The sequence below is a fragment of the Streptomyces iconiensis genome, from assembly GCF_028657195.3.
GTDB lineage: Bacteria > Actinomycetota > Actinomycetes > Streptomycetales > Streptomycetaceae > Streptomyces > Streptomyces iconiensis.
In genome coordinates this window covers 44,914-70,590 of the sequence record NZ_JANCPR020000025.1, presented here as the reverse complement: position 1 = coordinate 70,590, position 25,677 = coordinate 44,914, and the positions used below count along the sequence as shown (strand labels likewise).

Sequence of the window (25,677 nt, the reverse complement as noted above, 5' to 3'; positions counted from 1 at the left end):
CCTCCAGGGGCCCGTGGCCTCCGCCGTCCGGAGCCTTCTCCCCGCCTAGGCCCGCTCCTTGTCCACCGTTCCCGTGAGGGTGAAGCGGCAGTTCACCTTGCCGCCCTGTTCCCCGGTGACCAGCACCGTCGTGGCGGCGCCCGAGGTGGAGGTCACGGCGGCGTCGATCCAGCACGGCTCGTCGTGGTTGACATACAGGTGGTACTCGCTGCTGACGGTGGCGAGCCGGAAGGCGCCCGGAGCGAAGAGCGCGTGCGCCGCCTGTTGCGCCGCCTCCATCAGGGACAGGCCCGGCGCGTGGTCGACAGGGTGGTCGTAGAGCATCCTGTTGGCCGGGTCGACGCGCAGCCGCCAGCGGCCCTCCACCGGCGACGGGCTGAGGACGACCTCGCGTTCGTGCGTACGGTCCACGAGCGCCGGGGAGACGGGGACCGGCGGTGCGGGCATCCTCTTGTCACCGAACCTGGCACCACGCAGCCGCTCGTACCCACCGGGTGAGATCCAGCCCAGCTCCGCCTCGGCGAGGAAGAGCGGGCTCTCGTCTCCGCCGGTGACAGCTTCGCCGGCACCGCTGAAGCCGTCCCTGCCCATGTCCCCGTCCATGTCCTGGCCCATGTCCCCGACGCCGTCCCCGCCCTGGAAGATCGCGTAACGCGTCTGAAGAGCGCGGGGCCCCTTCTCCTTGCACGCGATCTCCACGCGCAGCGGTGTGGGCCCGTCGGTACGTTTCGGGAGCCGGCCGGGCAACGTGATGTCCAACGCGTTCATGACGGTGTGCCAGTCAAGGGGTACCGCGCGTTCCGCATGGGTTATCAACAGGCCGCTCTGTCTGATGGTCTGGGCGAGGAGCCGCAGGTCCCTTCCCGGGTCACGGGGGACCTTCTGCCACTGTGCGCCGACGACGGCGTGGTGCGCGTCCTTCATGCGCCAGCCGGTCAACAGCACGGACTCTTCCCTGCTGAGGTGGACGTACTTCATGGGGACCTGGTGCCGAACTGCCGTGGACTGCATCGCTGTTCCCTTCCCAGTGGTGAAGCGAGGTCCTCTGGTGCCGAGCGCGCAGTAGAATACCGGCTCGCCGGTTTCTTTTCATAGGACACAGGAGTTTCCGTGGCACAGCAGCAACGCGCCCTGCTCACACGCCAGTTGATCCTGAGCAGTGCTGCGGAGATCTTCGACGAGAAGGGTTTCGACAGCGCGAGCATCGCCGAGATCCTCGACCGCTCGGAGGTGACCAAGGGAGCGCTGTACTTCCACTTCCCCTCGAAGGAAGCCCTGGCCCAGGCCATTCTGGAGAAGGCGGTGACGACGGAGGGCGTCCCGCCTCAGGAACTCAAGCTGCAGGAACTCGTGGACATAGGGCTTCTGTTGGCCCACAGGCTCCCCCGGGAACCTGTCCTGAGCGCCGCACTGCGCCTGTCAACGGACCGCTCGGCACGGTTCCGCTTCGGCACCCGGTGGCCCGACTGGCTCCAGGTCTCCACCGGACTGCTGCAGGAGGCGCGCGAGCACGGTGAGACCCTGCCCGGACTCGATCCCGGCGAGGTCGCCTATCTCCTGCTGTGCGGATGGACCGGTACGCGCGTCGTGGGCGAGGGCATGCCCGACAGGGGGTCCCGGCTGACCGAGGACGTGGCCGCGCTTCACCGGATCATGCTGCCCGGGATAGCGCTGCCGGAGCTGCTGCCCCGTATCGAGGTCACCGTCGCCCGCGCGAAACGGCTCCACCGGACATGGGTACGGAAGAACGCCGCCGCCACTCGGTCGTGAGCACGTCCTCGGACAGCCGGACGACGGTGCGCGGCGCCGCGAGCGTGGCGGGGAACGCCACCGCCGCGTCGTGTCCCGGGCCGCAGCCGATGTCCCTGACCGACCACGGGCCCGGCCGGCGCTCCGGGTCGGCGCCGAGGTAGTCGGCCGCGGGATCACGGCGCAGCCCCGTGCCCAGAGCCTTGAGGAAGGCTTCCTTGCGTGCCCAGATACGGCCGAACGCCCGTCGGCGCGCGGGGAGTTCGCAGGCTTCCAGCTCGGCGCGCTCCCCGGGGTGGAGAAGGCGCGCGCAGATCTCGACGGTCCCGGGTCCCGGCCTGCGCTGCACGTCCACGCCGACGGTCTCCGAGGCGACGGCGACGAGCACCCTTTCACCGCTGTGCGAGAGCGAGAAGTGCAGCGGCGGACCCCGGTGCGCGACGGCCGGCCGCCCGTGCCGCTCACCGCAGCCGGGGCACGGCTCGCGGAAGAAGGTCACGCGCGCGGGCGCCAGAGCGAGGTACCCGCCCAGGATGCGGCGCAGCGCGACATGAGCGGCGGTGTAGCGCGCGGCGTCGCCTGGCCGGCTGAAGGACGAGGCACGCGCGCGCTCCCGCGCGTCCAGTGCGGAGGCGTCGAGGCGCGCGGTGCCCAGCAGTTGGCCGAGCCGCTCGGGCGGCGGAAGCACCAGCGGCCACACATCGAGAAACCCGTTCCCGCTCACGGCTGCGGCCGGGACCCGAGTCCGGGTGCGGAGGGTACGGCCTTCTCCCACGCGTCGGGCGCCGAGGTCCGCAGTGTGCCGATGATCTCCTCACGGGCGAGCGCGCGCAGGATCAGGTCCCACATCCCGGCCAGCCGTTCGGCCAGTTCCTCGTACGGCATCCCGCTCCGCGCCGCTGACTCGACGCCCGCGAGAGCGGCGGAGAGCAGCATCTCCATGGACTTCGGCGGCACCTCGTCGCGCAGCGCCCGTTCAGCGCACGCCCTGCGCATCAGCGCCCAGGTCGTCGTCACGCAGACCATGTGGTAGTTCACGAACACCGGTTCAGCCGCCGTACGTTCCCGCCCGAGCCGGAAACTGGCGCGCACGACGCGGTCGCGGCACAGCCAGTTCGCCAGTGCGTGTGCCGTGTCGATCAGGTTCTGCAGAGGTGAGGGCTCCAGCCAGCACAGCCCGGTGATCATGTCGTCCAACTGGCGGCAGCCGCGCTGCTGGACGGCGAGCGCCAGCTCCGCCTTGGACGGGAAGTGGAAGTACAGCGCGCCCTTGGTCACGCCGGCCGCCCTGCTGATGTCGCCGAGATTCGCCTGCGGATAACCGAAGCGGTCGATCATCTCGGCTGCCGCCTCGACGAGCCTGCGCCGTGTCCGCTCGGACCTCTCCTGCATCATCAACCCGTCCCGGTGGTGTCCCTGCACGATGCCGTCCGTCAGCCGATCGCCCCCCGCCCCCTCGGCACGCCCCATTAAAAAACCGACCAAGCGGTTCGTCAATGAGCACGCGTCAGTCCAGTACCTGGGATGTAGGGAGGGGGCGCCCTCAGACGTACGCCTTGAGGGCGGCGGCTGCGGTGCGGTTGCAGCGCGGTGCGTTGCTTTCCGCGTCGCGATGCGATGCGCGGTGGGGTGTGCGGTGCGGTGGGGTGCGGCCCGGCCCTTACGCGACGCGGGGGCCGCCCGCGTGTGACGCGGGCTCGTCCATGTGCGGGGCGGGCCGACGGCATGCGGTGGGCCGACCGCATGCGGTGCGGCTCAGACGACCGCGCGGGAGGCGACGACGAACAGCGCGCCGAGCAGCAGACCGAGCACGAGGATCTGGGCGCCCGGCGGGAAGCGGGCGGCGAGGGGTTCGGGTGGCGGGCCGGTGAAGGCCAGCCGGGCCGCGCGCGCCCGCCACTCCTCGGGCGGGTCGGCAGGCAGGACGACCCGCCAGCGCTGCCGGGGGTCGTACTCCACGACGGCGCGCTTGCTCGTCATCAGACCTTGCAGGTCGAGCGGGTGCGCCACCTTCGCGCGGAAGGGTACGCCGTCGTCGGGCACCACCGTGAGGTCGAAGACGAACACTCTCTTCTGCGCACGCCCGTCCGCCACCGCACGCCCGGTCTCCTTGTGCACGGTCTTCGCGCCGTTCACCAGCGCGGGCGCGTAGGCACGGGGCCGCGCCGGCGATCTGAGTCCGGCGGCGAACCCCTTCGCCGCCATCTCGGCCGCCTTGCCGATCGCCGCCAGCACGGCGCTCAGCAGCGTGATCCCGAAGACCAGCAACCACAGTGCTCCCCCGGCGACGCCCTGGACGAGGGCCGCCAGCGCGACGCCCATCACACACGCGCCGAGTACGGCGCCTCCGCTCAGCCTCACTGCGGGAACCGCTTTCGGGGGATGGCCACCCGCGTGGTCGCGGGATCCTCGGGGCGGGCCTCGTCGTAGACGGCGAGCACGGGACGGCCGAGCGCGGCCATCTCGACGACGGTGGGCACCTCGTACGCGACGCCGCGCCCGTCCTCGAACCTCACGGTCACAGCGCCTCGCCCGCGCCCCGTCCGCTGCCAGCCGCTCAGCTCGGCCTCCGCCGTCGCGCGCCCGCGGAAGTAACGGAGCACCGCCGCCGTACGGCGCACGCTGAAGGCCGCGCCCCACACAGCGCAGAGCACGGCAACGGCGGTGATCACCCACAGCGACGTCAGCCACTGGGCGACCGAGAGCCGCCCGAAGGGCAGCAGCAGAGGCCAGTCGACGCGGGTGCCCTCGGCCGCGCGGCCCTCGTCCAGCGCCTCGCGCCAACCGGAAACGTTGGCCAGCGCGGCGAGCGCGACGACGCACCCGGGGGTCGCGCGGTGCAGAAAGCGCGCCGCCAGAAAGCCGAGGGCCAGCACCGAGGCGCCACCGAGGAGCGGGGCAGCGGAGGCGAAGTCGTCGGAACCGCAGCCCTGCGAGTCACAGGACCAGTCGATCATCACGGCGTCGTAGGCGCTGACGCGGAAGACCAGCCACACCTGCCAGGCCATCAGCCCGCAGGCCAGGGCGCGCAGCGCCTGCCCGTAAGTTCTCGCCCGCACCGTCCGACCCGATCCCAGCCGCCTGATCCCAGCTGTCGTTGTCCCCGTCCCGCCGGGTCGCGGCGGGGCCGGGAAGTTGTCCCTGACTGGGTAGTTCCGTCCGTGACCCCAGCCACCCTCGCTCGAACATTGTGCCGCCCCACCACGCGTCCGTACGCACCGGCCCTAGCCCGCCTGCCCGGCCTCACCTGCCTGGCGGCCTCACGCCTGGCCACGCGGAATCGCCCCCGGTCCTGACCGACAGTTACGCCCGCGGTCCTGGCCGCACAGAGTCGCCGCCGTCCTGGCCGCACAGGAACAGCTCCCGCAGCCGCCCCGGCGGAAGACCGGCTGCCCGGCGTACGACGTGCGTCATATGGGCCTGGTCGCTGAAGCCCAGCTCGGCCGCGAGCAGGCTCAGGTCCCGCTCGCCCTCGCTCAGCCGGTCCAGCGCCCGGACGAGGCGCAGGCGGGTGCGGTAGCGGGTGAGGGTGTCGCCGGTCACGGCGGTGAAGACCCGGCTGAGGTGGTGCGGAGAACAGCCGACGGCCCGCCCGAGCGCCTCCAGACCGAGGCCCGGGTCCGCCGCGAGCGCGGCCCGCGCCCCGTCCGCCAGCCGCCGCCGTGCCGCGGCCGACGCGGGGCGCCCACTCGCCGCGCGTACGGGTGCCAGGCGCTCGAAGACACGGCCCGCCAGCAGCGCGGCACGCTCGGCCGTCTCGAAGGGGTCGGCTCCCGCGCGAGCGGAACTCAGCAACAGCCGGTGGGACAGGGCGAGTTCGGGCGTGGTGTAGACGAGCCCCTCGGGCACGGTCGGGTCACCGCCGAGCATCGCGGCGACCCGGGGTTCGGACAGCACGATCTCCGTATAGACGTCCTCGCCACAGGGGTGCGCGAACCGCTGTTCGCTGCCCAGCCGTTCCACATACACGCTGGCCGGGTCCAACAGCCGTGCCACACCGTCCACATGGGCGCGTACGAGACCGCGCCGGGGCAGGATCAACCCGAACACGGTGGCCGGACGCACCGGCGTCCAGCCGGGCTGCGGTGCGCCGCAGCGTACGTCAGCCAGGTGCGTGGTCTCACTGGACAGATAGACCCGCCGCTCCACCGCCATGCCTCGCAGCGTAGCCGCAGCCGCAGCCGTGACCGTGGCCGTGGCCGTGGCCGCACCAACTCCCCCTGTTGCGCGGCACGTTGGCAAACGCGCACGCATCTACAAGCGCCCCACTCGCGGGTGCGCCGAGCATGGGCCTGACGCGGTCCCTGTGACGGGTGTACGGGGTCGAGCCTACGGGGCCGTTCCGTGCGGGTCGCCGGGTCGTCATTCCGTACGGCCCGGCGCAAACCCGTACGCCGCGCGGGGCGGCACAACGGTCGGGACGCGACCGCACGATCGGGACGCGACCGCACGGTAGGGACGAGACGGCACGACGTTCGGGAGGGGTACGTGATGAGCGGAGCCGCGAAGAGAAGCACGGGGCGACGGGCACTGTTGCGGGGCGCCGTGGGAGCGGGGGCCGGCGCTGTGGCGGCGTGGGCGCTCGGCGGCGCGGGTACCGCGGCGGGGGCGGCGAGGGCACGGGACGCGGCGCCACCACGGCACGCGGGGGCGGGGACGGAGACGCAGGCGGGGATGCAGGCGGACGCGGGGGGCGTGGCCGCGCGTGGCTCGCGAGTCGTGTCGTACCGCGCGGGCCCGTTCGAGGTGTTGGCCCTGCTCGACGCGCACGGCCCGTTCCCGGCCACCGCGCGTGAGACCTTCCCCGAAGCCGACGCACAGGACTGGGCGCGTGCCCGGCGCATCGACCCGGACGCCTTCGGGCCGGGCGACGCATGGCAACTGGCCTTCCGCTGCCACGCGATACGCCGCCCCGGCGGCCGGGTCGCGCTCGTCGACTCCGGCGTCGGCCCGGTCGGCAGCCCGGCCTCCGGCTGGGCACCCGTACCGGGGCACCTCCCGGAGGTACTCAAGACGGCGGGCATCGCACCGCGCGACGTGGACACGGTGGTACTCACACACCTGCACGAGGACCACTACGGCTGGACCGTCTCTCCGCAGGGCGTCCCGCTGTTTCCCGACGCGCGGCACGTCGTCCAGCGAGCCGAGACCGCCGCACTCTCCGAGGACGACAGCGCCCAGTCCTACGTCGTCGCACCGCTGCGCGACGCCGGACTGCTGCATGAGATCGACGGCCGCGTACGGCTGCTGCGCGGCCACCGCACGGGCGGCGCCGTCACCGCCGTGCCGACCCCGGGTCACACACCAGGACACCAGTCCGTACTGGTCGACGGGGGCGCGCGACGCGTCGTCGTCACCGGCGATGTACTGGTGCACGCCGTCCAGTTGGCCAACCCCGAGGTCGCCTACCGCCTGGAGGCCGACCAGCCCACCGCACGCGCCACCCGCACCGCCCTCCTGTCCGAGGCCCGAACCCATCACGCCCTGCTGGCCACCTCACACCTCAACCGCCCGTTCCTCCACGCGCCTCCGGACGGGGCCCACTGAAGGGCCTGGTCAACGAGAACGCCTCATCCAACTTCGCCCCGAGCGCGGGTCCGAGCCCGGACCCGGGCCCGGATACGAGCGCGGGCCCACCGAGCCGAGGCCCGGGTCCGGGGCCGTCTTCGGCTTCGAGCTGCTCGGCCCACTGCACCACCAGCCCCAGAAACGCGGTCAGTTCACTCCTGACCCCCTCCAGCAATTGCGGGAGCCGTTCGTACGGGATCACGACCCGGTCCCCGTCAGCCCGTTTCCCGTCCCGCCACAGATGGACGGCGTCGGCCGTGTACTCGATGTCGGGGTCAGGGTCGTGACCAAGCCACAGCGCTCCCCCCGCCGCCAACCCGGCCCACTCCCGCCAGTCCTCCAGCCCACAGCAGCACCCGGGCACGAGAACGGCGCCGCTGCGCCCGTCCCGCACCCGCAACCCCCCGGGTGCCACCAGTCCGTCGGCCTCCACCAACTCCCGTACAGCTGCGGCAGGTTCCCTCGCCTCGACCCCGTTGTACTCCACGAGCAGCGCCACCACTCCGGCCACCTCGCCCGCCGACATCTCCCCTGACAACCGCAAGAACCCCACCCGTTCCGCGATGCCCCACAACCCGAAACCTTCCAACCCCCGCATCTCGACCACAGCGACCATCTCTGTGCCGCTACCCGGGCCCCCATCCCCGCCTGTTTCCGCGGCTGCTTCCGTGGCTGTTCCCGTGCCCTTGTTCACCATGCGGCCAGTGTCACCCTTCGCCAGGAGCCGTCGACCGGTGCGCCGTAAGCGGCGGAAAACCTCAGTACCCGAGGCCCAACTGGACGGACAGGGCAGGGCGTTGGCCGGAACGGAGCGCGTGCCAGGCCGTGCGGAAATCGGTGAGGACGTCGGTGGGCGTGGTGATGCCCGCCGAGTGGGAGGTGATGACGGTGTTGGGGAGGTCCCAGAGGGGAGAGTCAGGCGGGGCGGGTTCGTCGGGGAGTACGTCCAGAACGGCCCCGCCGACGTCACCGGTTTCGAGGGCCTTGGCGAGGGCTTCGGTCTGGACGGACTCACCGCGTCCCACGTTGACGAACGTGGCGCCGTTCATCGCCGACAGCAGCCGAGGACCGAAGAGGCCGGTGGTGGCGGGGGTGAGAGGGAGCGCGTTGACGACCCAGTGGGCCTGACCGAGCGCCTCGGTCAGCTCGGGCGCCTCCAACGCGAAGACCTCGTCGAAGCCGGGCGCCTCGCGCGGCGTGCGGGCGACACCGGTCGTACGGATGCCGCAGCACCGGAGCGCGGCGGCGACCGCCGCACCGATACTGCCGGTGCCGAAGATGACGGCGCGGCGCCCCTCGGCCAGCTCGGTGGGGAGGCGACGCCATGTGCGTGACGCGTGCTGGCGCAGGAAACCGCGTACGTCCTGGCAGTCGGCCAGCGCCCACGCCAGCACGTACTGCCCGATACGCTCGCCCATCCGCCCGACCGTACGCGTCAACAGCACGCCCTCCGGCCACGGCGAGACATCGCCAAGCATGCCGTCGACCCCCGCGTTGGTGCTGTGCACCCACATCAGCCGGTCGCTTCCCTCGCTTCCGTCGCCCGCGCTGCGGCGCCCTGCCCGAAACTCGGCGGGGAGCGTCGGTCCGACATGTACGACGGGGCCCGTGCCCTCACCGAGCGGGCGCCCGGTGAACTCCTCAAGGCCACCGGTCAGCTCCGGGGAGAGGGACGGATCGGCCAGGACGACGGCCCGCTCCAACTGCCCCGCGACCCACTCCACGTCCACCCCATCTGTCATCCGCCCCAGCCTCCTCGCCTGCGCTGTCCTGCCCTGCCCATCGTCGCCGCCGCTCGGCGGCCGATGATCAAAACCTATGTCGTCGGCCGGCAGGGAGAGGATGCGGGATGCGGGATGCGGGATGCGGGCGACTGTATGCGATGTGGGGCTTGCGGGGCCGGGACACCGTATGCGGTCTGCGGGATGCGATCTGCGGAACCGCCCGCGAGGGCACGGGGCACCGCCGTCCACCCACTGCGGGGCGCCATAGCTGTCGCCGTCACCGTCGCTGGTATACGAGATACCGGATACGGGACACGGAGTACCGCGATCAGGGCCCGCGACACCGGCGGTACGCGGTATGCGGGATACGGGATACCGGCGTAAGGGCCCCGCCGGCGTCGCTGGTATACGGGACACCGCCGTCAGCACCCAGCACGCCGGGATACGACTGCCGGTAGATCGCATACAGCCGCCGATGTGCCGGATACGGCTGCCGGTGTACAGGAGACCGCAGCTACTACCGTGCGGGATTACCGCCCTCGGCCGACATATCGGCACACATAGCAGCACGGTCGCCGGACGCCGTCGCCTCACAGCGAGGCGTCACATCACGCGGCGCGACGCCAGGCACCGTTCAACCCAGCCAGGCGCGGGACAACAGGCAACATCACGAAGCGCGAAGCATCTCCGCGATGCGACACGACGCGGTCCGCCGCGCGTCATCGCGGGGCGGCGGCAGTGGCATGCCGCGGTGCGGTCACGGCGCGGCGCAGTCATGGCGCGGCGGTCCCGGCGTGGGGTCGGAAGCGCAGGAAGTTGGTGCGGCGCAGGCCCGGCCAGGTGTGGGCCTCTTCCCACTGGGCGTTGCCGCGCGGACGGTTGCCGATCGCGGCTTTGTGGGCCTGTTCGTCGGTCCACTCAGCGTAGTTGAGGACGCGCGTACCGTCGGAACTGACGTAGAAGTACGCGCCGATCAGCCCATCGGCGGGCGACTGGCCGCTCGCGCTCTCGAACAGCGTGTCCACCAGATGCCGTGCGCCCTCGGGGTCGGGCCGGTCGAAGGCACGGTCGACGAGAACGACGCATCCGGGCGGCCCCGAAGCGCCGGGCACGCGCTGACTCCGGTAGAGGCGGGCGGCGATCAACTCCCGGTCACCGTCCGGTAGTTCCTCACCGGGCGGAAGCGGGGGGTGCGGTGGCCTGGCGAGGTCGGTCACCTGTGAGTAGCGCAGCAGCGTGTGGCCGTCGTTCGCCATGAGAACGGTGCGGGACAGCAGTGTCGGCGACGGCCACGGGTGCGCGGCCCAGTCGGCTTCCATGGCTTCGGCCACAGCGCGTTGCCGCTCGGGTGTTGCCACGGTAAGAAGCTCGAACAGCGCGCCGTCCGCGCGCGATACGGCGGGTTCGGCCAGTGAGTCGGTACGGCGTGTGATGACGGGTCTCCCTTCCTCCCGGAACACGGTCGTGCCCCAACTCCACGATGGAACTTAAATCGCGGTTCAGGTCAACCACACCCCTGTCCCCCGTAAGAGGGGCAGATCGCCCGCAGCCCGAAGCCCAGGGTCCGCAGCCCGGGGACCGGTCCCGCCCCTCGGCCGGCCTCTCCACACACCGTGCGGGGCGGGCACCTCCGCAGGAGTTGTTCCGGGGCGGCGGTGCGGCGAGACTGGCCGTATGGGGATGAGCGGCACACCGGGGGGCGGGCCCCGGTCGCGCGCCGAGAAGGACGCGGCCACCATCGAGATCGTCTACGCGTTCATGGGTGCGTGCCTCTTCGCGGCCCTGGTCTTCACCGTATTCGCCATACCGATCGCACTCTGGACGCTCCCGCGCGCCCTGGAGGGCTTCCTCCTCGCCATGGGCGCCCTCACCGCGAGCGCCGTCGCGGCGGCGCATGTGCTGCGCGTACTACGACGCTTCCGCGCCGACCGCACCGAACGGGAACTCCAGCGGCTCATAAGCCCGGAGGACCCTTTCGAGTCCGACGCACCCTGAAGGGCACACCACCAGCCTCGAACGGCGCCACGTTCCATGGGCGATGTCCATCAAGACGCCGGACACCGGACACAGCGGGTAGCCGTATGGACTGTCGCCCGAGCGTGGCCACAACGGAGTGTCGGACACCCCGTATTCGAAGAAGAACCTCAGAGAACGAGCCACACCGCATCCTGCCACTGAGCTGTCACTGGGACTGCCCGCACCTGCCCGCACCTGCCCGCGGGGCCCTCACTGACCCCCGCACTCGATGCGCCACTCGCCGACCTCGCGGTACGCGGAGTCGTAGAGGGCCGAGGTGTCGCCGGGGGTCAGGGAGTAGTGGTGGAGGTTGCCGGCCCAGTAGCGGAGGATGCGGCCGAGTTCGGGGGTGGCTTCGGCGTCGGGGTTCAAGGTGGCCAGGTCGACTTCGAGGACGAACTTCATGACGGGGCGCGTTCCCTTCTTCTTCGGGGCCGGGGGTGCCGAATTCTGCCTTCCATCGTTTCATTGAAATGCTTATTGAGGCTTCAGCGCAGAAAAGGCTGGCGGTAGCCGGAAGAGAGCAGGGAAAGTCTCAAGTCATGTGATGCGAACCCGCTCGGTCGCCAGTGAGCTGTTCACCGTGGCGGCGATGGTGAAGCGGTCGTCGCTCAGGCATCAGGGTCGATGGCCTCGCGGGGCGGAGTGGTGTACCGCTCGGACCGCATCACGCCGCGCACGCGCTGAGCCACTTCTTCCGGCTCGATCAGCTCCGCCAGGACCTGCGTCGGAACAGCGCGCGCGTCATCGGGCGGGCGTCATCGGCGGTCTGCCCTGTTGCGGAGCGGGGGCGATCAGTCGGGTGGGGCGATGCGGGTGCGGATGGTGCGGGCCGCTTGTTGGGCCTGGGCGCCGAGGTCGGGGAAGCGGGTTGCGGGGACGCGGTCGTGGGGGCCCCAGACGCTGATGACGGCGATGGGGCGGTCCCACGCGTCGAGTACCGGGGCGGCGACGCCGTACAGCTGGGGCTCCAACTCGCCGACGCTGACGCTGTATCCGCGTGCGCGTACGTCGGCGAGTTCGGCGTGCAGCGCGGCGCTGTCCGTGCGGGTGGTCTCCGTGTATTCGGCGAGGGGCCCCGCGAGCATCGCGTCGATCTCCTCCCCCGGCAACCAGGCGAGGAGCGCCTTGCCCGCCGAGGTGGCGTGGATCGGTACGGAGCGTCCGAGCCAGCGGGCGCTGAGCACGGCGGGTGGGGTGACCTCGTCGACGTAGGTGAGGCCGAGCCGCTGCGCGACGGCGAGGTTGGCGGTCTCGCCGGTGTCGGCGCAGAGGCGTTCGAGGACGTCGTGGGAGCGGCGGATGAGGCCCTCGACTCCGGCTGTCGTGGCCATGCGGGTGATCGCGGTGCCGATGGCGTACCGGTTGGAGAGCGGATCGCGTTCGACGAGCGCATGGTGTTCGAGGGTGGCGAGCAGGCGCCAGGCCGTGGCGCGGTTCAGGCCGCACTCGACGGCGAGTTCGGCCGCGGGGCGGCCGGCGGGTGCGCTCGCCGAGACGGCGTTGAGCAGGGCGATGGCCCGTTCCAGGGACTGCACCCGCCCGCCGCTCACGGAACGCGCGGGCCCGTCCTCGTCCCGTTCGCCCAGGGGGTCTGCCCCATGGGTCCGCGCCCCATGGGTCGCGTTCGCCGCGTTCACTGCGTTCATCTCGGGTCTCCCGCTGCCTGTCGTCCTGCCTGTCCGGCAGCGTAATCCGCCCCCCGCCCATGCCTTGACGCGGAGCCGGGCCCGTTCGTAGCGTCGCACATTGCGAACAGACACCGCACATTATGAACATCCATGAATGGCGCGCTTCAGGGCGCCGCGCGGGACCGGGAGGTCGAATGCCGGAGGAACGGATCGTCACGCCGTACGAGGGCACGGGCAGCAGGGCGTGGGAGGAGGGCGCCGCCATCCCCGCGCCGCTGGAGCCGCACACGACGCGGGTGAGCCCGAAGTGGGTGGACTACAACGGGCACATGAGCGAGTCCTGCTTCCTGCTCGTCTTCGGCGACAGCTCGGACGCTTTCTTCCGTTACCTCGGCATCGGCGAGGAGTACCGCGCCTCGGGCCGCTCCCTGTTCACCGTCGAGACGCATCTGCACCACCTGCGCGAGGCCGCCGAGGGCGACCCGTTGGCGCTGACCCTGCGGGTGCTCGGCCACGATGCCAAGCGGGTGCATGTGTTCCACGAGATGCGGCATGCCGGGAGTGGCCAACTTCTCGCCACTGCCGAGCAGTTGCTGCTGCATGTGGACATGGAGGAGGGCCGTGCGCGCCCGCTCCCCGACGAACTGACGCGGCGGCTCGACGCGATCCGGCGGGCGCATTCCCGGCTGCCCGTTCCGGAATCCGTCGGCCGCCCGATGGGCATCCCGCACCGGCCCCGCACCCCGGCCGCCTCCGGCCCCGGAACGCCCGGCGCCCCCGACGCGCCCGGTACCGCCGGAGCACCCGACACGCCTGGCACCTCCGATACCCCCGGCACGCCCCGCTGACCAACGCCCCGACGGGGCCCCGCACGCAGCCGTCCCACGCAAGGAGTGACCATGCGATTCGAACTCTCCGACGAGCAGAAGATGATCGTCGAGACCGTACGGAAGTTCGTGACGACCGAACTGGACCCTCATGCGGACGACGTCGAGCGCCTGGACGAGGTGCCGGCCGAGGTCGCGGAGCGTATCCGTACGAAGGCGATCGACGCCGGACTCTATGCCGCGAACATGCCCGCCGAGATCGGGGGCGGCGGGCTGGACGCGGTGAGCATGACCCTCGTGGAGCGTGAGCTGGGGAGAACCAGTTACGCGCTCCAGATGCTGGTCGCACGGCCCGGCAACATCCTCCAGGCGTGCGAGGGCGAGCAGCGCGAGCGCTATCTGCTGCCCACCGTGCGCGGCGAGCGCCACGACTGCCTGGCGATGACGGAGCCGGGCGCGGGCTCGGACGTACGGTCGATGACGACGCGCGCGGCACGTGAGGGTGACGCCTACGTACTCAACGGCACCAAGCACTTCATCAGCCACGCCGACATGGCCGACTTCGCCGTCGTCTTCGCCGCCACCGGCAACCCCGAGGAGACGCCACGGGGGCCGCGTTCCGCGATCACGGCCTTCCTCGTCGACCTGGACACGCCGGGGCTGACCGTGCGGCGCGGCTCGGGGTGTGTCTCGCACCGGGGCTACCACCAGTGCGAACTGTCCTTCGTCGACTGCCGCGTCTCCGCGACTCAACGCCTGGGCGAGGAGGGCGAGGGCTTCGCACTCATGGGTGAGTGGCTGGGCGCGAGCCGGCTGTCGGTCGCGGCGACGAGCGTGGGACGCGGGCGCAGGGTGCTGGAGATGGCGACCGAATGGGCGGCGGAACGGCGCCAGTTCGGGCAGCCCGTCGGCCGCTTCCAGGGCGTGAGCTTCCCCCTCGCCGACCTGGCGACCGAGCTGGAGGCTGCGGAGCTGCTGACGCTGCGCGCCGCGTGGAAGCAGGACCAACCGGGCGGCATGAGCGACAGGGACGCGGCGATGGCCAAGCTGTACGCGACGGAGACGCTGGCCCGTATCACCGACCAGGCGGTACAGGTCTTCGGCGGCATGGGTCTGATGGCCGAACTGCCCGTCGAACGCTACTGGCGCGACGCGCGCGTGGAACGTATCTGGGACGGTACGAGCGAAATCCAGCGCCACATCATCTCGCGTTCGCTGCTGCGTCCGCTGGGCGCCTGATGGACGCGCGGGCCACGCCACACGCAGGGGATCACGCAGGGAACCACGCAGAGGATCACGCAGGGAATGCGGTGCGCGTACAGGACACGCGACGCTCGCGGCCCATGCAACACTCGCGGCCCACGCAACACCCAGGGGCCGTACAGGACACGGCGGTTCAGGGGCGCATGCGGCGGCTGTTCGCGCCGCGGCACATCGCCGTGTTCGGGGGTGAGGCGGCGGCTGAGGCGGTGCGGCAGTGCCGCGCGCTGGGGTACGGCGGCGAGATCTGGCCCGTACACCCGTACCGGGACAGCCTGGAGGGCCTGCCCTGTCACCGCGACGTGGCCTCGCTGCCTGCCGCACCTGACGCGGCGTTCGTGGCGGTGCCCCGGGCGGCAACGGTCGAGGTGGTCGGCGCGCTGGCCGCACGTGGCGCGGGTGGCGCCGTGTGCCATGCGTCGGGTTTCGCCGAGGAGGGCGCGGAGGGGGCGCGGCTCCAGGACGACCTGCGTACGGCGGCCGGCGGCATGCCCGTCATCGGCCCCAACTGCATCGGTGTCCTCAACTACCTCGACGGCACCGCGCTCTGGGCCGACCAGCACGGCGGGCGGCGCGTCGAGAGCGGCGTCGCGGTCATCACGCAGAGCGGCAACATCGGACAGAACCTCACCATGCAGCGCCGCTCCCTCCCCCTCGCACACGTCGTGACGGCCGGGAACAGCGCGGTCACCGGCATACCCGAACTGATCGAAGCGCTGGCCGAGGACCCGCGCGTCACCGCGATCGGTCTCCACCTGGAGGGCATCGCCGACGCCGGGGCGTTCTCCCGCGCGGCGAGGGCCGCACGGCGGCACGGGGTGCCGCTGGTCGCGCTGAAGACGGGCACCTCGGAGCTGGGAGCCCGTTCCAACCTCAGCCACACCAGCTCGCTCGCGGGCTCGGACGTGCTGTGCGACGCGCTCTTCCGGCGCCTCGGTGTGGCACGGGTGCACGAGATCGGTACGTTCCTGGAGACGCTGAAGCTGCTCCACGTGCACGGCCCGTTGCCGGGCACGCGGCTCGTCTCCGCGAGTTGCTCAGGCGGAGAGGCCGCGCTCGTGGCCGACGCTGCACACGCGTACGGCGCCGAGCTGCCGGAGCTGTCGGGGCCGGCGGCCGAGGGCGTCCGTTCCGTGCTGGGCCCTCGCGTACATGTCGCCAACCCGCTCGACTACCAGACGGCGATCTGGGGCGACGTCGACGCCCAACGGCATTGCTTCGAGGCCCTGTTGACCACGCCGGCGGATGTGGGCCTGCTGCTGCTCGACCTCCCGCGCCCCGACCGGTGCGCCGACGGCGCCTGGTCCACCACGCTGGACGCGTTCGTGGCCGCGCTGGGAGCGCGGGATGCTGACGCGGCAAGTGGGGCGGCGCCAGCCGGGACGGGCGACGCCGCCGGGACGAGGAGCGCCGCCGGGGTGGGCGGTGCGCGCGCGTGCGTCGTCAGCTCGCTGCCCGAGGGGATTCCGGAGGACGTGGGCGAACGGCTGGTCAGAGCCGGCATCGCGCCTCTACAGGGGGTCGCGGACTGCGTCCGCGCCATCGCGGCGGCCCGTGGGGTGGCATCGGCGGCCCCGGCGGCTCCGGTGCCCTCTGTGACCGCCATCCACTCGGTGCCTCACCCGGTGTCTCACTCCGTGCCTCACCCGGTGGTGCCTGACGCCGTGACCCACTCCGCGCTGGACGAGCACGCGGCGAAGCGGGAGTTGCTGGCCGCCGGGGTCCGGGTCCCGGCGGGCGGTGTGGCGGCCGGTGCGGTGGAGGCCGAGGCGCTGGCAGCGGAACTCGGCTACCCCGTCGTGGCCAAGGCCCTCGACCCCGCCCTCGCCCACAAGACGGAGGCCGGCGCCGTGCGCCTCGGCCTGGCCGACGGCGACGACGTACGCGAGGCCGTCACGCAGATGCGGGACCTCGCCGAGACGTTCCTCATCGAACGTATGGAGTCGGACGCGGTGGCCGAACTCCTCGTCGGGGTACGCCGGGACGAACAGTTCGGGCCCGCGCTCACCCTCGGCACCGGCGGCGTCCTGGTCGAACTCGTACGCGACACCACGACGCTCCTCCTCCCCGCCCCGCGCGCGGAGATCGAGGAAGCGCTGCGGTCACTGCGCATCTGGCCCGTACTGGCGGGCTACCGGGGCCGTGTCGCAGGCGACGTCCCCGCCACCGTTGACGCGATCCTCGCAGCCGCGCGGCACGCATACGAGACCGACGTCACCGAACTGGACATCAACCCGCTGCTGGTCCTGCCCGAGGGGCGGGGCGCTGTGGCGGTGGACGCGCTGATCAGGAGGAACGTATGACGCAGGAGACCGGTACGACGGCGGGCCAGGAGACCGGGTCCAGGGCCGGGTCCGGAGCCGGCGCACAGACAGCAGTCGGGTCCGGGGCCGGGACCGTACGGCAGGAAGTGGTGGACGGGGCGATCCTGTTGATCACGCTTGACCGCCCGAAGGCGAACGCGATCGACGTGGCCACGAGCAACGCGCTCTACGCGGCGTTCGACCGTTTGCGAAGGGATCCGGCGCTCCGGGTGGCCGTGCTCACGGGTGCGGGCGACCGCTTCTTCTCCGCCGGCTGGGACCTGAAGGCGGCGGCGGAGGGCGAGGCGGTGGACGCCGACCACGGGCCAGGTGGGTTCGCGGGGCTGACCGAGTTCTTCGAGCTGGACAAGCCGGTCATCGCGGCCGTCAACGGGCTCGCCATGGGCGGCGGCTTCGAACTCGCCCTCGCGGCCGACCTGCTGGTGGCGTCCGAACACGCGGAGTTCGGGCTCCCCGAGGTCCGGATCGGCATGATTCCCGACTCCGGCGGCGTCCTGCGGCTCCCCCAGCGCCTGCCCCGGGCCGTGGCAGCCGAACTCCTCCTCACCGGCCGCCGCCTCCCCGCCGCCGAGGCCGCCACCTGGGGCCTCGCCAACCGCGTCGTCCCCGCGACCGGTCTCCTGGACAGTGCGCTCGCCCTCGCCCGCGACATCACCCGGGCCGCTCCCCTGGCCGTCGCCGCCGTCACCGAAGTCCTGGCCGAGACCCAGTCCCTCGCCACCCGGGACGGCTACGCCCATATGCACCGGGCACCCCTCCCCCGCTACCGCACGATGCTCACGTCCGAGGACGCGCTGGAGGGCCCCCGCGCCTTCGCCGCCAAACGCGAACCCCGCTGGACGGGCCACTGAACGGCTCCGCCGCTCCAACTCCCCCGAGGGCCCGCTCCTACGAAGCCTGGGGAGCGGGCTCGTGGAGGGCGGAGTTCCGGGGGAGTATGCGGGGATGCAGAGTGATCTCTTCGCGTCGAAGAACATGGCGCAGTACAGCAGCGCTCCAGGTATGGAGCTTCAGAACGAGAAGTGCGTGAAGTACACCGTCAACGGCGAGTGTTACGCGCGCCAGGGCGCGATGGTCGCGTTCCGGGGCAATCTGCGCTTCGAGAAGAAGGGACAGGGGGTCGGGAACTTCCTGAAGCGGCAGGTCACCGGTGAGGGCCTGGCGCTGATGACGGTGAGCGGTCAGGGCGAGGCGTGGTTCGCGCACGAGGCGGCGAACTGCTTCATCGTGGACATCGCACCGGGTGACGCGCTCACGGTGAACGGCCGTAACGTGCTCTGTTTCGATGCCGGGCTCCACTACGAGATCGGCATGGTCAAGGGCGCAGGCATGACCGGCGGCGGGCTCTTCAACAGCGTGTTCACCGGCCAGGGCAGGCTGGCCGTGATCTGCGAGGGCATCCCCATCGTCATACCGGTGTCACCGCAGGCACCGGTCTACGTCGACACGGACGCCGTGGTCGGCTGGAGCGCCCAGCTGCGCACCTCGCTCCACCGTTCCCAGAGCGTCGGCTCGATGATCCGCGGCGGCTCCGGCGAGGCGGTCCAACTCCAGCTCGAAGGCGAAGGCTTCGTCATCGTCCGCCCCAGCGAGGCCAAGCCCACCCCGGCAAGCAACTGACTCACCGCTCAGCACGCCGATGTGCGGGTTGCTGCCAGGCGGCCGGCTACCCGCACGCTGCGGCCCTGAGCACTCTGCGGGCTACTTGAATACGAAGTCGGCGCATGCCACGAGCGCCGAGATGACTCCCGTCGCGACGCCCAACGTCGCGCTTCTCTGCTGCCGGTCCCCTGCCAGCACGGAATTACGGTCCTGCTCCGGCCCGCTGCCCCACAGCGTCTTCGCGCCCTGCCATTTGTGTTCTCGGATCCAACACCCGCGCAGCAGGCCGTTCGCATTGTTCCGGCATCGCCCCTGCCGCCCCATGGCAATACATCGAAGCGGCGCGCTCAAAAGGAAATAGAGCACGGACAGCGACGCGACCACAATCAACACAGCGGGCCCGACCACGTTGGTGGCCCACGCCAGGATGCCGAGAACGAGAAGGACCACTCCCCAACGCTTCTTCAAGAGCTCTGCGATTCCTCCCATGCTCGATGAAGGTAAGGGACTCCATGGGCCCGGAGTAAGGGCGCACATGGCAACGACCCAGTACGCCCATAGCGCGCCCGTGCGCCACCCAAGTCGTCTTACTTCTCAGCAGGTGCAGCACGTGACACCCTGCCGATTCAGCCCCGGAGAGAGGTTGACTGAAAAATCTCTTCATGGCATCTGGGGAGGCTGCTGAACTATTCAGAACAGGACTGCTTTCCCATTACACAGGCAGAAACATCAGCCACAGGGGGAACTCTTGGGAACTTCGACACGTTGGCCGGGGCCCAGTGATCGAAGTCTCTCAGGAAACCCTTGGGAAACGGTACGCCGGCGACTGACGTGGTGGGCAGGGTACAACTCCCGAGATGTCGAACGGCTGGACGGCATCGCAGCCCAGGCGGTCTCCGCCCTCCAGCAGACCTACCAATCCGGAACGTCGTCACTGCCCCTGGACGAGACCACTCGCTCGGGCGGCGTGCGACTGGTCGAGGTACTGGCCAACCTTGCGGAAGAGGGCGCTGATCGCTATACAAGCCGTCCAGGTCGCTCCGACGAGAGCACCGCGGAAGGCAGGGTCGCCGTCTTCTTGGCAGGCATCGCCGACCAGTTGAACGCGGACGACGGGACTGTGACGGGCGCGGCGCTCAGGCGAGCCGCAGTCTCGACCGGCTGGAAACTCCTCGATGAGAGCCCCGACCTGCACGCCGCCGTAGCAGGCGGCGGAACCGCCGGCGCATGGCGGCTCGGTGACGACCTCTTCGGGCTGCTCTTCCGTCTTTTCTTCGGTGACTTCTTCAGTGAACTGCTGGCCTCGGCCCTGGCCGAGCACCTTGTCGGCGAGGTATTCGCACCCGACTCGGACCCCGTGGCGCACATGACGGAGTGGGCGGCCAGAAGGATAGCCGCCGAACTTCCCAACCCGTGTCAGGAGAAGAAGGCAAGGGGCCACAAGGAGCCGCTTCCCGTCGTGGCGCGTTCTCTGCTGGAGGAAGTCGTGAACCATCTGCACGGCGAATCACCCAGGGAAGGGGCGAGGGCACCATGAGCAGCACGTTCCGCTATTGGTATGCGGACGGGCAGCATAATGCCCCACGTGAGAGCGGCTGGACGCGTATATCCCAGCGTCACTACAAGGAGACGGATCGCGCCTGGGATGTCCCCGGCTTCACTGCGGGCCCTGCTGAGCCGCCGTCCTGGAGCGCGGATCTACTGCGGTGTGCCCGTGCCGTCTACCTGGCCGACAAACTGTCCAGGAGAAGTAAGGCCGACGACGGCTGGACCCGAACGATCCATCTCTCGGTTCCGGTTGTCGATCCTGAGCTGTGGACGAGCCAGGCGTGTCCTGTCCTGGAGAGGCTGCTGCGCACGGCGACGGGGGACATGTGGGCTATGGAGTTCCACCGTGCAACCGGGGATGACGTCCCCAACCCGGCTTTCTATGCTGGCGGTTGCCGCTCAGGCGAAGTGACACTGTTCTCCGGTGGCCTGGACTCTCTGAGCTGGGCACTCCGACGTGTCAGCGACGGGAGCCGTGACGCCCTGCACCTGGTGACGTTCAACGATGCGCCGTTGAAATCCTGCCAGGAGGCCGCTCTCCGCCTTGTCTGTCACGAGAAACGGCGAGGCCGCACGATCCGTCGGACCGTGCTCCCCCAAGAGCTGCGGGAGCGCGACCCGGAGCTGCGGGAGCGCGACCCACTGGAAGGCCGACTGGAGGTGTCGTCCCGCACCCGGGGCTTTCTCTACGCCGTCGCGGGCCTGCATGTGGCGGCCGTCAATGAACTGCCCACCGTAGAAGTTCCGGAGAACGGACAGGTGGCCTTCAATCCGCCCCTGAGCCCGGCCAGGGCCGGGGCCTGCTCCACCCGCTCCGTGCACCCGTGGACCCTGCATCTGCTGAACCAGCTCATCAGCGCGGTGGGTGGCAGCGTACGGGTGGAGAACCCGCTGTGGCGGGAGACGAAAGGCGGGGTGTGCGCGGCGATCCGCGAAGCTGGGGTGACGCCCTCCGAGGCCGCGCTCTCCGTGAGTTGTGGGCGTAGCCCTGTGCACTACGGGAGATCGGATGTCGCGCACTGCGGATGCTGCTTTCCCTGCCTGATCCGCCGCTCAGGGCTCCTCCACGCCTACGGCTGTGATGCCACCGAATACAGAAGAAATCCCTGGGACCTCCCGCTTCCGTCCCAGCGACGTGAGAACGAGCCCACCGAAGACTGGCGGGCTCTGAGCCGGTGGCTGCGCGCACCCTTCACCGCGGCCGATGTCGCCGCGGACCTGCCCCTTCCACCGGGCTGGTCACCGCAGCATCTGCACAACGTCATCGCGGCGGGCCGCGGGGAGCTGTCACGTCTTCCCCAATTGCCTCCCGGACGTCACCACCTGCCGGAGCCTCACGGCGTGTGAGGAGCCGGAGAAACGGCGGCGCGGATACTCAGCCCTCCAACCCCGCCTCCTGGACGAGAGTCCACACGCGGTACGGGGTGAGGGGGGTGCGGTGGAGGGCGGGGGCGATCTCGGGGACGGCGTCGGCCACGGCGTTGGTGAGGACGACGGGTGGGGGCATGATGCCGCCCTCACCCAGGCCCTTGAAGCCGCCGGGGATGAAGGTGCTGGGGGTTTCGGTGTGGGTGACGTGGACGGTGGGGACGGTGGCGGGGGCGGGGAGTTCGTAGTCCCACAGGGAAGTGGCGAGGGGCTGGGCCGTGTGCGGGTCGTAGGCCGCCTCTTCGGTGAGGGCGATGCCGAGGCCCTGGGCCACGGCGCCGACGGTCTGGCCCTCGGCGATGGCGGGGTTGACGAGGACGCCGCTGTCGGGGAACGCCCAGTAGCCCTCGACGGTGATCTTCCCGGTATCCAGGTCGACGGCGACGGCCGCGGCGTGCGCCGCGTAGGCGTAGGTGATGGCGGGCGGGTCGAAGTCGACGGTCTCCTCCAGCATGATGCGGTCGTGGGCCGGCCTGCCCCAGCCCAGCCAGCCGCGGTGTGCCACATCGCGCCAGGTCATCGTGCGCGAGGTCTTTCCGGCGTGGAAGACCTGTTCCGCGTCGAGGCTGATGTCCTCGGGGCTGGTCTCCAGGTAGCTCGCCGCCAGCGCGTGCATGCGGGCGCGCATCTGTTCGCCGGCGCGCATCAGCGCGCCGCCGCACACGACGACGGAGCGGCTGGCCTGTGAGGAGTAGTCGGAGTGCGGGGTGGTCTCGGTGTCGCCGAGGCGTACGGCGATATGCGCGAGCGGCAGGCCGAGCCGGTCGGCGACGATCTGGGCGAGGGTGGTCTCGATGCCCTGCCCCATGGCGATGGCCCCGGCGTAGACGGTGACGGTGCCGTCCTCGTTGACGCGGATGCGCCCGCTCTCCCAGCCGCTGGCCTCTATGCCGATCGTCTCCTGCAGCGCCGTCGGCCCGTATCCGGTGGCCTCGATGCTGGGGACGGCGGCGACGCCGCGCCGTACGCGTCCTGTGCGCTCGCGCGGTAGCCCCGCGACGGCCTGGCGGGCGGCGCGGAGGGCAGCGGCGTAGTCGCCGGTGTCGTAGGTGGACATGGCGCGTGTCGTGTAGGGCATCTCGGCGGCGGAGACGAGGTTTCGCAGTCTCAACTCGTGTGCTTCCAGGCCGAGTTCGCGTGCGGCTTCCTCGATGAGGCGTTCGCGTACGTAGCACGCCTCCTGCATGCCGTAGCCGCGGTAGGCGCCGGTGGGTACGGCGTTGGTGTAGACGGCGGTGACGGTGGCGCCCGCGCGGTCGAAGCGGTACGGGCCCTCGATGGACTGCCCGGCGATCTGGAAGGGACCCGAGCCTGCCTGGGTCGCGAAGGCGCCGAGGTCGCCCCTGATGTGCGCGTCGAGCGCGAGGAAACGGCCGTCGGTGTCGAGGGCGAGGCGCGCGGTGACGTTCTGGCCTCTGCCCTGGTAGCTGGCGGTGAGCGCCTCGTTCCTGTCCTCCGTCCACCTCACGCGGCGGCCGAGCAGCTTGGCGGCGAGGCACACCAGGGTCTCGTCGACGTGCAGCACCGTCTTGCCACCGAAGCCGCCGCCGAGGTCGGGCACGCTCACCCGGATCTGGTCCATGCGCAGCCGCAGCGCCCGGGCGAGGCCGTAGCGGAACGCGTGCGGGACCTGGGTGCTGGACCAGAGGCTCAGCTGTGCGGTGCCGGGGATCCACTCGGCGAGGACGGCGCGCGGTTCCATCGAGGTGTAGCTGACGCGCTGAACGGCGAGTTCGCGGGTGGTGACGTGCGGGGCCGCCGCGATGACGCGTTCGACATCGGCCCGCGGGTCCCCGAATCTGGCCTCCCCCGCCTGGTTGCCATGAGCGGGGCCGGTGCCCTCGGGAGCGCCGGTGGGGCCTGGGGTGCCGGTGGGGCCTGGGGTGCCGGTGGAGTCGGCCGTGGCGGGGTGCAGGAGTGGTGCGCCGGGTGCGAGGGCTGCGTCCACGCCGACGACGGCGGGCAGCGGTTCGTAGGAGATCTCCACGAGTTCGGCGATGTCCTCGGCCGCCGCACGGCTGCTCGCGACGACGAGGCCGACGGGCTGTCCCACGTAGCGGACGGTACGGTCGGCGACCTGGATACGGTCCTGGAGCTGGCCCGGCATCCGCCAGACGGTGGGGAGCGGATCGGCGTGCCGCTCGATCTCGTCGGGCCCGATGACGAGCAGGGCACGGCTGTCGGCGCGCGCGGTGTCCGCGTCGAAGCGGGTGAGGCGGCCGTGCGGTACGGGGCTGCGCAGAACGGCGGCGTGCGCGAGGGAGCCGCCGCCGTGCGCGTCGATCGCATCGAGCGCTTCGATGTCGTCGGTGTAGCGCCCGTCACCGCGCAGAATGCGGTCGTCGTGGATGCGGGGCATCGACCGCCCGATCAGCCGGGGGCCCGCGGCGTCGGAGACGGGGCCGGCGCCGGGGGCGCGGTCGGAGTCCGGGGTTCCGGGCCGGTCGTCCGGGGTGTGGGGAGTGGTCATGGCGTGGCCTCCGATTCCTTCCGGCGGCGGGCGACGGCCGCGCGGATTCCGGCGTAGCCGGTGCAGCGGCAGCGGTGGCCCGCGAGGACCTGGCCCGTTGTCTCCTCCTCGGAGAGCCCCTCACGTTCGGCGGCGGTGAGGCTCATGAGGATGCCGGGGGTGCAGAAGCCGCACTGGAGTCCGTGTTCGTCCCGCATCGCGCTCTGGAGGCCGGTGAGTTCACCGTTCTGCGCGAGCCCCTCGACGGTTTCGACGCGCGCGCCCTCGGCCTGTACGGCGAGCATGAGGCAGGCGCGTACGGGGACGCCTTCGAGCAGGACGGTGCACGAGCCGCAGATGCCCTCCTCGCAGCCGACGTGGGTACCGGTGAGGCCGAGCGCGTTCCGCAGGAAGTCGCTGAGCAGGGTGCGGACTTCGGTGCGTGCGGTGCGTTCGGTGCCGTTGACGGTCAGGGTGACCGTCCGTACCGCTGCGACGCTCATGCTGTCTCCTGTCCGTTGAGCGTGGTGACGGCGCGGCGCAGTGCGGTGCGCAGCAGGGCGGTGCGGAAGGCTCCGCTGCCGTGGAGGTCGGAGGGCGGGGAAGCCTGCGCCGTCGCGGCGTCGAGCACGTCGCGTGCGACTCCGTCCGGTGCGCCCAACTGGCGCCCGGTGAGGGCCCGTTCGGCCTCGGTGAGACGCAGGGGGTGGTCGGCGGCTCCGGCGGCGGCGATCCGGGCGTGGGTGACGGTTCCCGCCGCGTCCCGCCGTACGCCGACGCAGACGCCGACGAGGGGGAAGCCCCCGTGCGCGTGCCGGGGGATCTCCTCGAAGTGGAAGCGGAAGCCCTCGGGTACGGGGAACTCGACCTCGGTCAGCAGTTCGCCGGGCAGACGTGAGGTGCCGCCCGCCGCGAAGAACTCGTCAGCGGTCTCCGTGCGGGCGCCGCCCGCCGAAGCGAGCCGCAGCCGGGCGCCCAACGCGAGGGCGAGAGTGGGGAGTTCGGCGGCCGGGTCGGCGTGGCACAGCGAGCCGCCGAGGGTGGCGCGGCTGCGCACCTGGGGGTGGGCGACGAGCCGTACGGTGTCGTGCAGTACGGGCAGTGCGGTGCGCAGCGGGCCGTGTGCCTCCAGCGTGCGCAGCCGGGTGAGCGCGCCGATGCGTACGGTCCGCTCCCCCACGATGAGGGTGTCGAGGTCGGCGACCCGGTTGAGGTCGACGAGGAGCGAGGGCCGTACTCTGCGCCGGTTGAGCAGCGGCATGAGGCTCTGCCCTCCGGCGAGGGGCACCGCTCCCCCGGCGGTCTCGGCGGCGCCCAGCACCCGCACCGTCTCCTCGACGGTGCGCGGCGCCATGTACTCGAACACGGGAGGCTTCACTGGACGGCACCTTTCCCGGGTGTCGGCCGGCCCGGCCTGCCCGGGTCCCTGGCCCATGGCCACAGCCTGGGCGTACGCGGGCCGCCAGGCAAGACCGCCGCGCTGACGACCGGCCTGCCCGAGGGCCGGACGGGCGGAGAGCCCGGGAGCCGGGAGCGAGCTGGGCGCCAGGA

25 protein-coding genes are annotated in these 25,677 nt (G+C 71.3%); 10 read left to right on the top strand and 15 right to left on the bottom strand.

Features of this window, described 5'->3' with window-relative positions:
- Window positions 1-45 precede the first annotated feature (45 nt).
- Complete coding sequence (locus tag NMN56_RS24060; RefSeq protein ID WP_274041412.1) at window positions 46-1,011, bottom strand: ScbA/BarX family gamma-butyrolactone biosynthesis protein; 966 nt, start codon at window positions 1,009-1,011, stop codon at window positions 46-48.
- Window positions 1,012-1,110: 99 nt separating this feature from the next.
- On the opposite strand from NMN56_RS24060, the gene NMN56_RS24055 reads away from it, so the two are divergent.
- Window positions 1,111-1,770, top strand: a complete 660-nt coding sequence (locus NMN56_RS24055; RefSeq protein WP_274041413.1) for a ScbR family autoregulator-binding transcription factor — start codon at window positions 1,111-1,113, stop codon at window positions 1,768-1,770.
- On the opposite strand, the gene NMN56_RS24050 is transcribed toward NMN56_RS24055, so the two are convergent.
- From NMN56_RS24050 to NMN56_RS24030, 5 genes are all read right to left on the bottom strand, one after another.
- The gene (locus NMN56_RS24050) at window positions 1,700-2,473 is read right to left on the bottom strand and encodes a 4'-phosphopantetheinyl transferase family protein (RefSeq protein WP_274041415.1); all 774 of its coding nucleotides are present in this window, start codon (window positions 2,471-2,473) and stop codon (window positions 1,700-1,702) included. The two genes, NMN56_RS24055 and NMN56_RS24050, sit on opposite strands and share 71 nt — an antisense overlap.
- Complete coding sequence (locus NMN56_RS24045; RefSeq protein ID WP_280842700.1) at window positions 2,470-3,171, bottom strand: ScbR family autoregulator-binding transcription factor; 702 nt, start codon at window positions 3,169-3,171, stop codon at window positions 2,470-2,472. The genes NMN56_RS24050 and NMN56_RS24045 overlap by 4 nt, the downstream gene beginning before the upstream one ends.
- A gap of 333 nt (window positions 3,172-3,504) precedes the next feature.
- A complete protein-coding gene (locus NMN56_RS24040) occupies window positions 3,505-4,110 on the bottom strand; it encodes a hypothetical protein (protein ID WP_274041417.1) in 606 nt (201 codons plus the stop codon).
- Window positions 4,107-4,808: a hypothetical protein gene (locus NMN56_RS24035; RefSeq protein ID WP_274041418.1), complete on the bottom strand. Its 702-nt coding sequence runs from the start codon at window positions 4,806-4,808 to the stop codon at window positions 4,107-4,109. The genes NMN56_RS24040 and NMN56_RS24035 overlap by 4 nt, the downstream gene beginning before the upstream one ends.
- A gap of 244 nt (window positions 4,809-5,052) precedes the next feature.
- Complete coding sequence (locus tag NMN56_RS24030) at window positions 5,053-5,904, bottom strand: helix-turn-helix domain-containing protein (RefSeq protein WP_274041419.1); 852 nt, start codon at window positions 5,902-5,904, stop codon at window positions 5,053-5,055.
- Window positions 5,905-6,240: 336 nt separating this feature from the next.
- On the opposite strand from NMN56_RS24030, the gene NMN56_RS24025 reads away from it, so the two are divergent.
- On the top strand, window positions 6,241-7,296 hold the full coding sequence (locus NMN56_RS24025) for an MBL fold metallo-hydrolase (protein WP_274041420.1): 1,056 nt from the start codon (window positions 6,241-6,243) through the stop codon (window positions 7,294-7,296).
- On the opposite strand, the gene NMN56_RS24020 is transcribed toward NMN56_RS24025, so the two are convergent.
- The 3 genes from NMN56_RS24020 to NMN56_RS24010 all read right to left on the bottom strand — a co-directional run bounded on the left by NMN56_RS24020 (window position 7,253) and on the right by NMN56_RS24010 (window position 10,399).
- A complete protein-coding gene (locus NMN56_RS24020; protein WP_283742503.1) occupies window positions 7,253-7,933 on the bottom strand; it encodes a hypothetical protein in 681 nt (226 codons plus the stop codon). The genes NMN56_RS24025 and NMN56_RS24020 overlap by 44 nt on opposite strands.
- A gap of 142 nt (window positions 7,934-8,075) precedes the next feature.
- Window positions 8,076-9,059: a D-2-hydroxyacid dehydrogenase gene (locus tag NMN56_RS24015; protein WP_274041422.1), complete on the bottom strand. Its 984-nt coding sequence runs from the start codon at window positions 9,057-9,059 to the stop codon at window positions 8,076-8,078.
- Window positions 9,060-9,814: 755 nt separating this feature from the next.
- Window positions 9,815-10,399, bottom strand: a complete 585-nt coding sequence (locus NMN56_RS24010) for an antibiotic biosynthesis monooxygenase (RefSeq protein WP_274041423.1) — start codon at window positions 10,397-10,399, stop codon at window positions 9,815-9,817.
- Between the two features lie 316 nt (window positions 10,400-10,715).
- On the opposite strand from NMN56_RS24010, the gene NMN56_RS24005 reads away from it, so the two are divergent.
- Entirely contained in the window at window positions 10,716-11,036 is a 321-nt protein-coding gene (locus NMN56_RS24005; RefSeq protein ID WP_274041424.1) for a DUF6332 family protein, read from the top strand.
- 231 nt (window positions 11,037-11,267) lie between these two features.
- On the opposite strand, the gene NMN56_RS24000 is transcribed toward NMN56_RS24005, so the two are convergent.
- Both NMN56_RS24000 and NMN56_RS23995 read right to left on the bottom strand, forming a co-directional pair.
- Window positions 11,268-11,462, bottom strand: coding sequence for a hypothetical protein (locus NMN56_RS24000; RefSeq protein WP_274041425.1), 195 nt, complete (start codon window positions 11,460-11,462; stop codon window positions 11,268-11,270).
- A 389-nt stretch (window positions 11,463-11,851) separates the two neighbouring features.
- Complete coding sequence (locus tag NMN56_RS23995; protein ID WP_274041426.1) at window positions 11,852-12,706, bottom strand: IclR family transcriptional regulator; 855 nt, start codon at window positions 12,704-12,706, stop codon at window positions 11,852-11,854.
- A gap of 176 nt (window positions 12,707-12,882) precedes the next feature.
- Here NMN56_RS23995 and NMN56_RS23990 point away from each other — a divergent pair, with 176 nt between their 5' ends.
- The 5 genes from NMN56_RS23990 (at window position 12,883) to NMN56_RS23970 (ending at window position 18,719) form a co-directional block, all read left to right on the top strand.
- Window positions 12,883-13,536, top strand: a complete 654-nt coding sequence (locus NMN56_RS23990) for a thioesterase family protein (protein WP_274041427.1) — start codon at window positions 12,883-12,885, stop codon at window positions 13,534-13,536.
- A 51-nt stretch (window positions 13,537-13,587) separates the two neighbouring features.
- A complete protein-coding gene (locus NMN56_RS23985; protein ID WP_274041428.1) occupies window positions 13,588-14,754 on the top strand; it encodes an acyl-CoA dehydrogenase family protein in 1,167 nt (388 codons plus the stop codon).
- A 104-nt stretch (window positions 14,755-14,858) separates the two neighbouring features.
- On the top strand, window positions 14,859-17,078 hold the full coding sequence (locus tag NMN56_RS23980; protein ID WP_274041429.1) for an acetate--CoA ligase family protein: 2,220 nt from the start codon (window positions 14,859-14,861) through the stop codon (window positions 17,076-17,078).
- Entirely contained in the window at window positions 17,075-17,950 is an 876-nt protein-coding gene (locus NMN56_RS23975) for an enoyl-CoA hydratase-related protein (protein WP_274041430.1), read from the top strand. Before NMN56_RS23980 ends, NMN56_RS23975 begins: the two co-directional genes overlap by 4 nt.
- A 94-nt stretch (window positions 17,951-18,044) precedes the next feature.
- Window positions 18,045-18,719 (top strand): AIM24 family protein, encoded by a 675-nt coding sequence (locus tag NMN56_RS23970; RefSeq protein WP_274041431.1) that lies wholly within the window; start codon window positions 18,045-18,047, stop codon window positions 18,717-18,719.
- Window positions 18,720-18,800: 81 nt separating this feature from the next.
- Here NMN56_RS23970 and NMN56_RS23965 read toward each other — a convergent pair whose 3' ends face one another.
- Window positions 18,801-19,190, bottom strand: a complete 390-nt coding sequence (locus NMN56_RS23965; protein ID WP_274041432.1) for a hypothetical protein — start codon at window positions 19,188-19,190, stop codon at window positions 18,801-18,803.
- 478 nt (window positions 19,191-19,668) lie between these two features.
- On the opposite strand from NMN56_RS23965, the gene NMN56_RS23960 reads away from it, so the two are divergent.
- Both NMN56_RS23960 and NMN56_RS23955 read left to right on the top strand, forming a co-directional pair.
- Window positions 19,669-20,238, top strand: coding sequence for a hypothetical protein (locus NMN56_RS23960; RefSeq protein ID WP_280842701.1), 570 nt, complete (start codon window positions 19,669-19,671; stop codon window positions 20,236-20,238).
- Window positions 20,235-21,596, top strand: a complete 1,362-nt coding sequence (locus NMN56_RS23955; RefSeq protein ID WP_274041434.1) for a hypothetical protein — start codon at window positions 20,235-20,237, stop codon at window positions 21,594-21,596. The genes NMN56_RS23960 and NMN56_RS23955 overlap by 4 nt, the downstream gene beginning before the upstream one ends.
- 28 nt (window positions 21,597-21,624) lie before the next feature.
- Here NMN56_RS23955 and NMN56_RS23950 read toward each other — a convergent pair whose 3' ends face one another.
- The 3 genes from NMN56_RS23950 to NMN56_RS23940 are packed head-to-tail and all read right to left on the bottom strand — an operon-like array spanning window position 21,625 to window position 25,504.
- Window positions 21,625-24,147, bottom strand: a complete 2,523-nt coding sequence (locus tag NMN56_RS23950) for a xanthine dehydrogenase family protein molybdopterin-binding subunit (protein ID WP_274041435.1) — start codon at window positions 24,145-24,147, stop codon at window positions 21,625-21,627.
- A complete protein-coding gene (locus tag NMN56_RS23945) occupies window positions 24,144-24,629 on the bottom strand; it encodes a (2Fe-2S)-binding protein (RefSeq protein WP_274041436.1) in 486 nt (161 codons plus the stop codon). The genes NMN56_RS23950 and NMN56_RS23945 overlap by 4 nt, the downstream gene beginning before the upstream one ends.
- On the bottom strand, window positions 24,626-25,504 hold the full coding sequence (locus tag NMN56_RS23940) for an FAD binding domain-containing protein (protein ID WP_274041437.1): 879 nt from the start codon (window positions 25,502-25,504) through the stop codon (window positions 24,626-24,628). Before NMN56_RS23940 ends, NMN56_RS23945 begins: the two co-directional genes overlap by 4 nt.
- Window positions 25,505-25,677: the final 173 nt, after the last annotated feature.

Bases quoted from the DNA above. Each gene is read 5' to 3' on its own strand.
- NMN56_RS24060 (WP_274041412.1), bottom strand. From the start codon at position 1,011: ATGCAGTCCACGGCAGTTCGGCACCAGGTCCCCATGAAGTACGTCCAC.
- NMN56_RS24030 (WP_274041419.1), bottom strand. From the start codon at position 5,904: ATGGCGGTGGAGCGGCGGGTCTATCTGTCCAGTGAGACCACGCACCTG.
- NMN56_RS24025 (WP_274041420.1), top strand. From the start codon at position 6,241: ATGAGCGGAGCCGCGAAGAGAAGCACGGGGCGACGGGCACTGTTGCGG.
- NMN56_RS24020 (WP_283742503.1), bottom strand. From the start codon at position 7,933: ATGGTCGCTGTGGTCGAGATGCGGGGGTTGGAAGGTTTCGGGTTGTGG.
- NMN56_RS24015 (WP_274041422.1), bottom strand. From the start codon at position 9,059: ATGACAGATGGGGTGGACGTGGAGTGGGTCGCGGGGCAGTTGGAGCGG.
- NMN56_RS24005 (WP_274041424.1), top strand. From the start codon at position 10,716: ATGGGGATGAGCGGCACACCGGGGGGCGGGCCCCGGTCGCGCGCCGAG.
- NMN56_RS24000 (WP_274041425.1), bottom strand. From the start codon at position 11,462: ATGAAGTTCGTCCTCGAAGTCGACCTGGCCACCTTGAACCCCGACGCC.
- NMN56_RS23995 (WP_274041426.1), bottom strand. From the start codon at position 12,706: ATGAACGCAGTGAACGCGGCGAACGCGACCCATGGGGCGCGGACCCAT.
- NMN56_RS23990 (WP_274041427.1), top strand. From the start codon at position 12,883: ATGCCGGAGGAACGGATCGTCACGCCGTACGAGGGCACGGGCAGCAGG.
- NMN56_RS23985 (WP_274041428.1), top strand. From the start codon at position 13,588: ATGCGATTCGAACTCTCCGACGAGCAGAAGATGATCGTCGAGACCGTA.
- NMN56_RS23980 (WP_274041429.1), top strand. From the start codon at position 14,859: ATGCAACACTCGCGGCCCACGCAACACCCAGGGGCCGTACAGGACACG.
- NMN56_RS23975 (WP_274041430.1), top strand. From the start codon at position 17,075: ATGACGCAGGAGACCGGTACGACGGCGGGCCAGGAGACCGGGTCCAGG.
- NMN56_RS23970 (WP_274041431.1), top strand. From the start codon at position 18,045: ATGCAGAGTGATCTCTTCGCGTCGAAGAACATGGCGCAGTACAGCAGC.
- NMN56_RS23965 (WP_274041432.1), bottom strand. From the start codon at position 19,190: ATGGGAGGAATCGCAGAGCTCTTGAAGAAGCGTTGGGGAGTGGTCCTT.
- NMN56_RS23955 (WP_274041434.1), top strand. From the start codon at position 20,235: ATGAGCAGCACGTTCCGCTATTGGTATGCGGACGGGCAGCATAATGCC.
- NMN56_RS23950 (WP_274041435.1), bottom strand. From the start codon at position 24,147: ATGACCACTCCCCACACCCCGGACGACCGGCCCGGAACCCCGGACTCC.
- NMN56_RS23945 (WP_274041436.1), bottom strand. From the start codon at position 24,629: ATGAGCGTCGCAGCGGTACGGACGGTCACCCTGACCGTCAACGGCACC.